Consider the following 12,051-nt stretch of genomic DNA (forward strand, 5'->3'; position numbering starts at 1 on the left):
GAGGGGAGTCGATAGGTTTTTTTATATCGCTTTCGTCACGAAGCTTTACGAATATTGTGTAGTCAAAGTTTCACAAAGGGTTACAGACGGCGCCTGCCAGAGTTGTAGGTAATGTAGTAAGTTAGGCCGGTGAATATCATGCGAAGCGCGCGCCAGTAGCGGAGCTTGCTTCAGAGGGTAGTTAATTGAACGATATGGCAAAGAATCTGATCCTGTGGTTGATCATCGCGGCTGTCCTGGTGACGGTGATGAACAACTTCTCCAGCCCTAACGAGCCGCAGACCCTCAACTATTCCGACTTCATCCAGCAAGTTAAGGATGGCAAGGTCGAGCGCGTAGCGGTTGATGGCTATGTGATCACCGGCAAGCGCAACGATGGCGACAGCTTCAAGACCATTCGTCCGGCAATTCAGGACAATGGCCTGATCGGCGACCTGGTGGATAACCACGTGGTTGTCGAAGGCAAGCAGCCCGAGCAGCAAAGCATCTGGACTCAGTTGCTGGTCGCCAGCTTCCCGATCCTGGTGATTATTGCCGTGTTCATGTTCTTCATGCGCCAGATGCAAGGCGGTGCGGGAGGCAAGGGTGGGCCAATGAGTTTCGGCAAGAGCAAGGCACGCCTGCTCTCCGAGGATCAGGTGAAGACCACCTTGGCTGACGTCGCAGGCTGCGATGAAGCGAAGGAAGAAGTTGGCGAGTTGGTCGAATTTCTGCGCGATCCAGGCAAGTTCCAGCGCCTGGGTGGTCGCATTCCGCGCGGCGTACTGATGGTCGGTCCTCCAGGTACCGGTAAAACCTTGCTGGCCAAGGCGATTGCTGGCGAAGCCAAGGTGCCGTTCTTCACCATTTCCGGCTCTGACTTCGTCGAGATGTTCGTCGGCGTGGGCGCCAGCCGTGTCCGCGACATGTTTGAGCAGGCTAAGAAACACGCGCCATGCATCATCTTCATCGATGAAATCGACGCCGTTGGTCGCCATCGTGGCGCCGGCATGGGCGGCGGTCATGATGAGCGTGAGCAGACCCTCAACCAATTGCTGGTTGAGATGGACGGCTTCGAAATGAATGACGGTATCATCGTCATCGCTGCAACCAACCGTCCGGACGTATTGGACCCTGCGTTGCTGCGTCCAGGTCGTTTCGACCGCCAGGTCGTGGTTGGCCTGCCGGATATCCGTGGTCGTGAACAGATCCTGAAAGTACACATGCGCAAAGTACCAATGGGTGATGACGTGGCTCCTGCCGTGATCGCTCGTGGTACGCCAGGCTTCTCCGGTGCTGACCTGGCCAACCTGGTGAACGAGGCCTCGCTGTTTGCAGCTCGTACCGGCAAGCGCATCGTTGAAATGAAAGAGTTCGAATTGGCGAAAGACAAGATCATGATGGGCGCCGAGCGCAAGTCCATGGTCATGTCTGAGAAAGAAAAGCAGAACACCGCTTATCACGAAGCGGGTCACGCCATTGTTGGTCGTGTTGTGCCTGAGCATGACCCGGTCTACAAGGTTTCGATCATTCCTCGTGGTCGGGCGTTGGGTGTCACTATGTTCCTGCCTGAAGAGGATCGTTACAGCCTCTCCAAGCGTGCGTTGATCAGCCAGATTTGCTCGCTGTACGGTGGGCGGATTGCCGAGGAAATGACCCTGGGTTTTGACGGTGTGACCACCGGCGCTTCCAACGACATCATGCGTGCCAGCCAGATTGCGCGAAACATGGTGACCAAGTGGGGCTTGTCGGAAAAACTTGGCCCGTTGATGTATGCCGAGGAAGAAGGCGAAGTGTTCCTGGGGCGTGGCGGTGGTGGTCAAAGTGCTAGCTTCTCCGGTGAGACAGCCAAGCTGATCGACTCCGAAGTGCGCAGCATCATTGATCAGTGCTACGGCACGGCCAAGCAGATCCTGACCGATAATCGCGACAAGCTGGATGCGATGGCTGACGCGCTGATGAAGTACGAGACCATTGATGCCGATCAGATCGACGACATCATGGCAGGTCGCGCGCCTCGCGAACCTCGCGATTGGGAAGGCGGTTCGGGTACGTCTGGCACTCCGCCAGTGGTTCAGAATGAACGCCCTGAAACCCCGATCGGTGGTCCGGCGGCTGACCACTAAGGTTTGAAATGACTTCTGTGTTGTCCTCAACCCGGTTGCCTTGCGGCAACCGGGTTCTTGATTTGGCCCATACGCATGTCATGGGCATTCTCAACGTAACCCCCGACTCCTTTTCCGATGGCGGCCGCTTCGCTCAGCTTGATGCTGCGCTGCGTCATGCCGAGGCTATGGTGCTGGCGGGCGCAACCTTGATTGATGTGGGTGGCGAGTCCACCCGGCCGGGTGCGCGCGTGGTTTCTCCTCTGGAGGAGCTTGAGCGGGTTGCCCCGATTGTCGAGCGCATTGCCCTTGAGTTGGATGTGATCATTTCAGTGGATACTTCTACGCCCTCAGTGATGCGCGAAACGGCGCGCCTGGGTGCGGGGTTGATCAACGATGTGCGCTCATTGCAGCGTGATGGTGCCCTGGACGCTGCTGCCGCTACAGGCTTGCCAGTTTGTCTGATGCATATGCTGGGGGAGCCCGGGAATATGCAGGACAGTCCGCACTACGACGATCTACTGGGTGATGTGAGCGGGTTTCTTGCCGAGCGAGTTGCTCAGTGTGCCCGGGTGGGAATTGCTCCCGAGAAAATCATTCTCGATCCCGGGTTTGGCTTCGCGAAGACATTGCAGCACAATTTGAGTCTGTTCAAACACATGGAATCCCTGCATGCCCTGGGCCGGCCGTTATTGGTCGGGGTTTCGCGCAAGAGCATGATAGGGCTGGCCTTGAATCGTCCGGTGGGTGAGCGGCTGTATGGTGGTCTCGCGCTTGCAGCGCTTGCGGTGACCAAGGGTGCGCGTATCTTGCGTGTACATGATGTTGCCGAGACCGTGGATGTGGTGCGCATGATCGCCGCCGTAGAATCAGCCCAATAAGAATGATGGAGCGCTTATGACTAAAAAATACTTTGGCACCGACGGAATCCGTGGTCGGGTCGGCGAATTTCCGATTACTCCTGATTTTATGCTCAAGCTAGGTTGGGCGGCAGGTATGGCGTTCCGTAGCATGGGCGCCTGCCGCATCCTGGTAGGGAAGGACACGCGCATTTCGGGCTATATGTTCGAGTCTGCATTGGAGGCTGGTTTGTCTGCTGCCGGTGCTGACGTAATGCTGTTGGGGCCGATGCCAACGCCAGCGATCGCCTACCTGACACGTACCTTTCACGCTGAGGCGGGCATTGTGATCAGTGCGTCGCACAATCCTCATGATGATAACGGTATCAAGTTCTTCTCGGGCCAAGGCACCAAGTTGCCTGACGAGATCGAACTGATGATCGAGGAATTGTTGGACGCGCCGATGACGGTCGTGGATTCCAGCAAGCTCGGCAAAGTGTCGCGCATCAACGATGCTTCGGGTCGCTACATTGAGTTCTGCAAGAGCAGCGTGCCGAGCAGCACCAGTTTCGCGGGCTTGAAGCTTGTAGTCGACTGCGCCCACGGCGCGACCTACAAGGTGGCGCCAAGTGTGTTCAAGGAGTTGGGCGCGCAGGTGACGGTTTTGTCGGCCCAGCCAGATGGTTTGAACATCAACGAAAACTGCGGCTCGACCCATATGGAGCAATTGCAGGCGGCTGTATTGGCCGAGCATGCTGATTTGGGTATCGCGTTCGATGGTGACGGCGACCGCGTGTTGATGGTTGACCAGACAGGCGCGATTGTCGACGGTGATGAACTGCTGTTCATTATTGCTCGTGACATGCATGAGCGTAACAAGCTGCAGGGCGGTGTCGTCGGGACCCTGATGAGTAATCTGGGCTTGGAGCTCGCCCTGGCGGATTTGGGGATTCCTTTTGTGCGTGCGAACGTGGGTGACCGCTATGTCATCGCAGAGCTGCTTGAGCGCAACTGGCTGGTGGGTGGTGAGAACTCCGGGCATGTAGTCTGCTTCCAGCACACCACTACCGGTGACGCGATTATTGCGGCGCTGCAGGTGCTGATGGCGCTTCGGACTCGCGGCGAGAGTTTGGCTCAGGCGCGCCAAGCGTTTCGCAAGTGTCCTCAAGTGCTGCTCAACGTACGCTTCGCTGGCGGCGAAAACCCAATCGATCATCCTGCTGTCAAGGAAGCGTGCGAGCGCGTGACCCTTGCCATGGCTGGGCGTGGGCGAGTGCTGCTGCGCAAGTCCGGCACAGAGCCTTTGGTGCGCGTTATGGTCGAGGGCGACGACGAAACACAGGTTCGCGGCCATGCAGAAGACCTGGCAAAACTAGTAACTGAAGTTTGCGCCTGAATTCGGCTTGCCAGTGATGATGTGGTTGGGTAACATCTGCGCCCACTTTGACCGACGAGGTACAGCATGCGTCGCACTATGGTAGCTGGTAACTGGAAGATGCACGGTACCCGCGCCAGTGTCGCTGAGCTGATCAATGGCCTTCGTCACTTGGCCTTGCCTGGCGGTGTTGATATCGCGGTTTTCCCGCCTTGCTTGCATATCACCCAGGTGGTTGATGGCTTGAAGGGTAAGTCGATTCAGGTCGGCGCGCAGAATTCTGCGGTGGAAGCCATGCAAGGTGCGTTGACCGGTGAGGTTGCGCCGAGTCAGCTGGTTGATGCGGGTTGTTCCTATGTGCTTGTCGGGCACTCCGAGCGTCGTCAGATGATGGGCGAGCGTGATGGGACACTCAATCGCAAGTTCGCAGCGGCACAGGCTTGTGGCTTGATTCCAGTGTTGTGCATAGGGGAGACCCTTGAGCAGCGTGAATCAGGCAAAACTCTAGAAGTTGTCTCGCGTCAGCTGGGCAGCATCATCGAGGAGCTGGGTGTTGGTGCGTTTGCAAAGGCAGTAATTGCTTACGAGCCGGTCTGGGCCATTGGTACTGGGCTGACTGCTACACCGCAACAAGCGCAGGATGTGCACGCAGCCATCCGCGCTCAGTTGGCGGCAGAGAATTCTGAAGTCGCACAAGGTGTGCGTCTTCTATACGGCGGCAGCGTGAAGGCGGCCAATGCGGTCGAACTGTTCGGCATGCCGGATATCGATGGGGGGCTCATTGGTGGAGCTTCCCTGAATGCAGATGAGTTCGGTGCGATCTGTCGCGCCGCGGGAAACTGAAAAAATGCTGGAAACAGTCGTAGTCGTTTTTCATCTGTTGGCTGCCCTGGGCGTAGTTGCCCTGGTTTTGTTGCAACAGGGTAAAGGTGCGGATGCTGGTGCGTCTTTCGGTGCAGGTGCTTCAAATACTGTGTTCGGAAGCCAAGGTTCCTCTACCTTTCTTAGTAAGTTTACTGCTATACTTGCCGCCGGTTTCTTCATAACCAGCTTGGGGTTAGGTTACTTTGCTAAAGAGAAGGCTCATGTGCTGACTCAAGTAGGTTTGCCAAACCCAGCAGTGTTGGAAGTACCAAAAGCAAAACCGGCTTCTGATGATGTCCCGGTGCTTCAAGAGCAAAAGTCGGCTACTCCAGCGACTGACGTACCTCCAGCTCAAGAGCAAAAGTAAGAAGGGTTTTAAACGCTGTATTGCCGAGGTGGTGGAATTGGTAGACACGCAACCTTGAGGTGGTTGTGCCCATAGGGTGTAGGGGTTCGAGTCCCCTTCTCGGTACCAATTATCAGGAGAGCCCGCTGTTGCGGGCTTTCTTGTAGGTGGAAGGTTACATTGACCCTGTAAGGGATCGGTCGTATACTTCCGCCCCAGCTTTGTCGCGGGGTGGAGCAGTCTGGTAGCTCGTCGGGCTCATAACCCGAAGGTCGTCGGTTCAAATCCGGCCCCCGCAACCAGTTTTAGCGGAGCCCCTTTTAAGGGGCTTTTTGTTAGCTGGACACTTTCAACGCCGCTGTTCGACGGCGTTTCAAGGATGGGCGTTCCGCCCATTTTTTTATTTTGCACAGCATGCACATACATGCACGAGGGGGTTCAGGTGTCGAGCAAGCTAGAAGAGTTGCAGGCCTTGCTGGCCCCGGTGGTCGTGGCCCTAGGCTATGAATGCTGGGGTATTGAGTTTTCGGCTCAAGGTCGCCACTCAATGTTGCGCGTTTATATCGATAAAGAGGGCGGTGTGCTGGTGGACGACTGTGCCATTGTCAGCCGCCAGATCAGCGGTGTCCTGGATGTTGAAGATCCGATCTCCGTTGAATACACCCTCGAAGTTTCCTCGCCAGGCATGGAACGCCCACTGTTCACTATTGATCAGTTTGCAAAATTTGCCGGTGAACAAGTGAAGATCAAGCTGCGATCTCCTTTTGAAGGGCGACGCAACTTTCAGGGCCTTCTGCGCGGTGTAGAAGAACAGGACGTCGTGGTGCAGGTAGAAGACCATGAATTCCTGTTGCCGATCGATATGATCGACAAGGCCAACATTATTCCCAGTTTTGACTGAGACGCGGATCCCGCGGATCCAATGGCTTGCGAAAGGCGAGGCGTACGATGAGCAAAGAAGTACTGCTGGTTGTTGAGTCGGTATCCAATGAAAAGGGCGTACCGGCAAACGTGATTTTTGAAGCGTTGGAGCTGGCTCTGGCCACTGCTACCAAAAAGCGTTTTGAAGACGAAGTTGATCTGCGTGTGGAAATCAACCGCCACACCGGTGCCTATGAGACTTTCCGTCGCTGGACGGTCGTCGAAGAAGCCGATCTTGATGATCCGGCCATCGAAACCTGGCCAAGCAAGGTTGCGCAAACGCACCCTGGTGCCAAGGTCGGTGATGTCGTCGAAGAAAAGATCGAGTCGATCGAGTTCGGCCGTATTGCTGCACAGACCGCCAAGCAGGTCATTGTGCAGAAGGTTCGCGAAGCCGAGCGCGCTCAAGTCGTTGACGCTTACCGCGAGCGCCTGGGTGAAATCATCTCCGGCACCGTGAAAAAAGTTACCCGCGATAACGTGATCGTTGACCTGGGCAACAACGCTGAAGCGTTGCTCGCCCGCGAAGACATCATTTCCCGCGAAACCTTCCGTGTCGGCGTGCGTCTGCGTGCGCTGCTCAAGGAAATCCGCACCGAGAACCGCGGCCCTCAGCTGATCCTGTCGCGTACCGCGCCGGAAATGCTGATCGAGCTGTTCCGTATTGAAGTGCCGGAAATCGCCGAAGGCCTGATCGAAGTCATGGCTGCGTCCCGCGACCCGGGTTCGCGCGCCAAGATTGCGGTCCGCTCCAAGGACAAACGCATCGACCCGCAAGGCGCTTGCATCGGTATGCGCGGTTCGCGCGTCCAGGCAGTGTCGGGTGAGTTGGGCGGTGAGCGTGTCGATATCGTCCTGTGGGACGATAACCCGGCGCAGTTCGTGATCAACGCCATGTCGCCGGCTGAAGTGGCGGCAATTATCGTTGACGAAGATGCCCATGCAATGGACATCGCCGTTGGCGCAGACAATCTGGCTCAGGCCATTGGTCGTGGTGGTCAGAACGTGCGTCTGGCCAGCCAACTGACCGGTTGGACCCTGAACGTGATGACCGAATCGGACATCCAGGCTAAGCAGCAAGCTGAAACCGGTGACATCCTGCGCAACTTCATCGACGAGCTGGAAGTCGACGAAGACCTGGCACAGGTGCTGGTAGATGAAGGCTTCACCAGTCTGGAAGAGATTGCCTACGTACCGTTGGAAGAAATGCTCAACATCGACGGCTTTGACGAAGACACCGTCAACGAGCTTCGCGCTCGGGCCAAGGATCGTTTGTTGACTAAAGCCATCGCTACTGAGGAAAAGCTGGCAGACGCCCATCCGGCCGAAGACCTGCTCTCGCTTGAGGGTATGGACAAGGATTTGGCGATGGAACTGGCGGTGCGCGGCGTAATTACCCGCGAAGACCTGGCCGAGCAGTCTATTGACGATCTGCTCGACATCGACGGCATTGACGATGATCGTGCCGGCAAGTTGATCATGGCCGCCCGAGCCCATTGGTTCGAGTAACTAGGCGCGGCCTGAGGAGAGAAGTGCATGACGCAAGTCACGGTGAAACAACTGGCCGATGAGGTCAAAACACCGGTAGAGCGCCTGTTGCAGCAGATGCGTGAGGCAGGTCTGCCGCACACCGCCGCCGATGAAGGTGTGAGCGATAGTGAGAAGCAGTCTTTGCTGACTCACTTGAAGAGCAGCCACAAGGCGAAAGTGGAAGAACCGCGCAAGATTACATTGCAGCGCAAAACCACCAGCACCCTGCGTGTTGCTGGTAGCAAGAGCATTAGCGTTGAAGTACGCAAGAAGAAAGTCTTCGTACAGCGCAGCCCGGAAGAAATCGAAGCCGAGCGCAAACGCGAACTGGAAGAACGTCGCGCAGTAGAAAATGCTGCTCGTCAGAAGGCTGAAGAAGAAGCCAAGCGTCGCGCCGAAGAAGAAGCGCGTCGCCAGCCTGCTGCTGCGCAACCTGCTGCCACTGAAGCAGTTGCCGCGCCTAGCGCGCCGGTTGAAGCTGTGCGTGAGGCCGCTCCGGTTGCCGCCGCACCTGCTCCTGCTGCCGATGCTCGCAAGCGTGACGAACCTCGTCGCCCAGACAAGCCACGTGCTGACGATAACAATCGTCGCGGCGGTGGTGGCGATGGCGAGCGCAAAAACGCTCCGCATCGTGCCTCGGTTAAAGAGAAAGCGCCTGCTCCACGCGTTGCCCCACGTACTACCGACGAAGAAAGCGATGGTTTCCGTCGTGGTGGTCGCGGCAAGGCCAAGCTGAAAAAACGCAACGCCCACGGTTTCCAGAGCCCAACCGGCCCTGTTGTGCGCGAAGTGAAGATCGGCGAGACCATCACTGTTGGCGATCTCGCCCAGCAGATGTCGGTCAAGGCTGCTGAAATCATCAAGTTCATGTTCAAGCTGGGTACTCCAGCCACCATCAACCAGGTACTGGATCAGGAAACTGCCCAACTGGTTGCTGAAGAGCTGGGCCACAAAGTGACCCTGGTCAGCGACACTGCCTTGGAAGATTCCCTGGCCGAGTCCCTGAAGTTTGAAGGTGAGGCGGTTTCCCGTGCGCCGGTCGTGACCGTAATGGGCCACGTTGACCACGGTAAAACTTCCCTGCTCGACTACATCCGTCGTGCCAAGGTTGCTGCTGGCGAAGCCGGCGGTATCACCCAGCACATTGGTGCATACCACGTTGAAACCGACCGTGGCATGGTGACGTTCCTCGACACCCCTGGTCACGCCGCGTTTACCGCAATGCGTGCCCGTGGTGCCAAGGCGACCGACATCGTGATCCTGGTGGTTGCAGCTGACGACGGCGTGATGCCACAAACCATCGAAGCCGTTCAGCATGCCAAGGCAGCTGGCGTTCCGTTGGTCGTTGCTGTGAACAAAATCGACAAGCCGGGCGCTGATCTCGATCGCATCCGTAGCGAACTGTCGGTTCACGGCGTGACATCCGAAGAGTGGGGTGGCGACACTCCATTCGTACCGGTCTCGGCGAAGATGGGTACCGGCGTTGACGAACTGCTCGAAGCCGTTCTGTTGCAAGCCGAAGTGCTGGAACTGACCGCCACTCCATCGGCTCCTGGCCGTGGTGTTGTGGTTGAGTCCCGCCTCGACAAGGGCCGTGGCCCGGTTGCGACCGTTCTGGTTCAAGACGGTACCCTGCGCCAAGGCGACATGGTTCTGGTCGGTTCGAACTACGGCCGTGTACGTGCCATGCTCGACGAGAACGGCAAGCCAATCAAGGAAGCAGGTCCTGCTATCCCGGTCGAGATCCTCGGCCTGGACGGTACTCCGGACGCTGGTGACGAGATGAGCGTTGTGGCCGATGAGAAGAAAGCCCGTGAAGTGGCTCTGTTCCGTCAAGGCAAGTTCCGTGAAGTCAAGCTGGCCCGTGCTCACGCAGGCAAGCTGGAAAACATCTTCGAGAACATGGGCCAGGAAGAGAAGAAGACGCTTAACATCGTCCTCAAATCTGACGTACGTGGTTCCCTCGAAGCGTTGAACGGCGCCTTGAACGGCCTGGGTAACGACGAAGTGCAAGTGCGCGTTGTCGGTGGCGGTGTCGGTGGTATCACCGAGTCCGACGCCAACCTGGCACTGGCTTCCAACGCTGTACTGTTCGGCTTCAACGTGCGTGCCGATGCTGGCGCTCGCAAGATCGTCGAGCAGGAAGGCCTGGACATGCGTTACTACAACGTCATCTACGACATCATCGAAGACGTCAAGAAAGCCCTCACCGGCATGCTTGGCAGCGACGTCCGGGAGAACATCCTGGGTATCGCCGAGGTGCGTGACGTGTTCCGCTCGCCGAAATTCGGCGCGATCGCCGGCTGCATGGTTGTCGAAGGCACCGTGTACCGTAACCGTCCAATCCGTGTACTGCGTGAAGACATCGTTATCTTCGAAGGCGAGCTGGAATCCCTGCGCCGCTTCAAGGATGACGCTTCCGAAGTACGTGCCGGCATGGAGTGCGGTATCGGCGTCAAGAGCTACAACGACGTCAAGGTTGGCGACAAGATCGAAGTCTTCGAGAAGGTTCAGGTTGCTCGCAGCCTCTAACTCGCGCACTTCCGGAGCCACGCGGCGTGTGGGCATGCAAATGCCCCGCGCAGCGTACGGACTCTAAACGCAACGCCCGGTCTGGCTTTTGTCAGGCCGGGCGTTTGCCGCTTTCAGACCCCACGGGTTTCACCGTGTGGCAGTAACAGGTAACAAGACATGGCAAAAGAATACAGCCGTACCCAACGTATCGGCGATCAGATGCAGCGTGAGCTGGCCCAACTGATCCGTCGCGAAGTCAAAGACCCGCGCGTTGGCCTGGTCACCATCACCGCCGTAGAAGTGAGCCGTGACGTGGGTCACGCCAAGATCTTCATCACCGTGATGGGGCAGGACAGCAGCGAAGAAATCGCGCAAAGCATCAAGGTGCTCAACTCGGCAGCTGGCTTCCTGCGCATGCAGTTGGCACGTGAGATGAAGCTGCGCAGCGTTCCTCAGTTGCACTTCCACTACGACGAAAGCGTCGTGCGTGGTGCGCACCTGTCGGCCCTGATCGAGCGCGCCGTGGCTGAGGACAGCCAGCACCCGTCCACACCTGAAGACGCCAAGGAGTAAGCGGTGGCTCAGGTCAAACGTATCCGTCGCAACGTCAGCGGCATCATTCTGCTCGATAAGCCCATTGGCTTTACCTCCAATGCCGCGTTGCAGAAGGTCCGCTGGCTGCTCAATGCCGAGAAGGCCGGGCACACCGGCAGCCTTGATCCCCTGGCCACTGGCGTATTGCCGCTGTGCTTTGGCGAGGCCACCAAGTTTTCGCAGTACCTGCTCGATTCTGACAAGGGTTACGAAACCCTGATGCAATTGGGCAAGACCACCACCACGGCAGATGCCGAAGGTGATGTTTTGCAGGTTCGCGACGTGACCGTTGGTCGTGCTGATATCGAAGCTGCTTTACCCGGTTTTCGCGGTGAAATCAGTCAGATACCGCCGATGTACTCGGCGCTCAAGCGTGATGGACAGCCTCTTTACAAGCTGGCACGTGCGGGCGAAGTAGTGGAGCGTGAACCGCGTTCTGTTACTATTGCGCGCTTGGAATTGCTCGCCTGTGAAGGCGACACCGCTCGCTTGGCCGTGGACTGCAGCAAAGGCACCTATATCCGTACCCTGGTGGAAGATATTGGTGAACAGCTCGGTTGCGGTGCGTACGTTGCAGAACTGCGACGCACCCAGGCCGGCCCTTTCACCCTGGCCCAGACGGTCACGCTGGAAGAGCTGGAAGCGGTACACGCCGAAGGCGGCAACGACGCAGTTGATCGCTTCCTGATGCCGTCGGACAGCGGTTTGCTCGATTGGCCGTTGCTGCACTTCTCGGAGCACAGCGCGTTCTACTGGCTTAACGGCCAGCCGGTACGTGCCCCGGATGCACCGAAGTTCGGCATGGTGCGGGTACAAGATCACAACGGTCGCTTCATCGGTATCGGTGAAGTGAGCGAAGACGGGCGTATCGCGCCGCGTCGACTGATTCGGTCAGAATGACCGAACGAGTGTGGCTGTTAACAGGCACGGTCAACACTCATTTTTAGATACAGGGATTTGTCCCTGGCCTGTTGAAACTGCCCT

General features: G+C 57.4%; 10 protein-coding genes and 2 tRNA genes. All 12 read left to right on the plus strand.

Translation table 11 applies throughout. From position 1 onward, the window contains the following. Window positions 1-194: 194 nt before the first annotated feature. The 12 genes from ftsH (at window position 195) to truB (ending at window position 11,967) form a co-directional block, all read left to right on the plus strand. Entirely contained in the window at window positions 195-2,105 is a 1,911-nt protein-coding gene (gene ftsH, locus HF257_RS22915) for an ATP-dependent zinc metalloprotease FtsH (protein ID WP_043205904.1), read from the plus strand. An 8-nt stretch (window positions 2,106-2,113) separates the two neighbouring features. Then, entirely contained in the window at window positions 2,114-2,965 is an 852-nt protein-coding gene (folP, locus tag HF257_RS22920; RefSeq protein ID WP_185708490.1) for a dihydropteroate synthase, read from the plus strand. 16 nt (window positions 2,966-2,981) lie between these two features. Next, window positions 2,982-4,319 (plus strand): phosphoglucosamine mutase, encoded by a 1,338-nt coding sequence (glmM, locus tag HF257_RS22925; protein ID WP_185708489.1) that lies wholly within the window; start codon window positions 2,982-2,984, stop codon window positions 4,317-4,319. A gap of 66 nt (window positions 4,320-4,385) precedes the next feature. Continuing rightward, the gene (tpiA, locus tag HF257_RS22930; protein ID WP_185708488.1) at window positions 4,386-5,141 is read left to right on the plus strand and encodes a triose-phosphate isomerase; all 756 of its coding nucleotides are present in this window, start codon (window positions 4,386-4,388) and stop codon (window positions 5,139-5,141) included. A 4-nt stretch (window positions 5,142-5,145) separates the two neighbouring features. After that, a complete protein-coding gene (gene secG, locus HF257_RS22935) occupies window positions 5,146-5,529 on the plus strand; it encodes a preprotein translocase subunit SecG (RefSeq protein WP_010206600.1) in 384 nt (127 codons plus the stop codon). A 22-nt stretch (window positions 5,530-5,551) separates the two neighbouring features. Then, a tRNA-Leu gene (locus HF257_RS22940) sits at window positions 5,552-5,637 on the plus strand. 96 nt (window positions 5,638-5,733) lie between these two features. Continuing rightward, window positions 5,734-5,810: transfer RNA gene (locus tag HF257_RS22945), tRNA-Met, on the plus strand. Window positions 5,811-5,950: 140 nt separating this feature from the next. Further along, a complete protein-coding gene (gene rimP, locus HF257_RS22950) occupies window positions 5,951-6,409 on the plus strand; it encodes a ribosome maturation factor RimP (protein ID WP_003235029.1) in 459 nt (152 codons plus the stop codon). Between the two features lie 47 nt (window positions 6,410-6,456). Next, complete coding sequence (gene nusA, locus HF257_RS22955; protein ID WP_060541201.1) at window positions 6,457-7,938, plus strand: transcription termination factor NusA; 1,482 nt, start codon at window positions 6,457-6,459, stop codon at window positions 7,936-7,938. A gap of 27 nt (window positions 7,939-7,965) precedes the next feature. Further along, window positions 7,966-10,491: a translation initiation factor IF-2 gene (gene infB, locus HF257_RS22960; protein ID WP_025857113.1), complete on the plus strand. Its 2,526-nt coding sequence runs from the start codon at window positions 7,966-7,968 to the stop codon at window positions 10,489-10,491. 159 nt (window positions 10,492-10,650) lie between these two features. Then, window positions 10,651-11,046 (plus strand): 30S ribosome-binding factor RbfA, encoded by a 396-nt coding sequence (gene rbfA / locus HF257_RS22965; RefSeq protein ID WP_016973761.1) that lies wholly within the window; start codon window positions 10,651-10,653, stop codon window positions 11,044-11,046. Between the two features lie 3 nt (window positions 11,047-11,049). Continuing rightward, a complete protein-coding gene (truB, locus tag HF257_RS22970; protein WP_185708487.1) occupies window positions 11,050-11,967 on the plus strand; it encodes a tRNA pseudouridine(55) synthase TruB in 918 nt (305 codons plus the stop codon). The last annotated feature ends 84 nt before the right edge of the window (window positions 11,968-12,051 follow it).

Source organism: Pseudomonas cremoris, assembly GCF_014230465.1.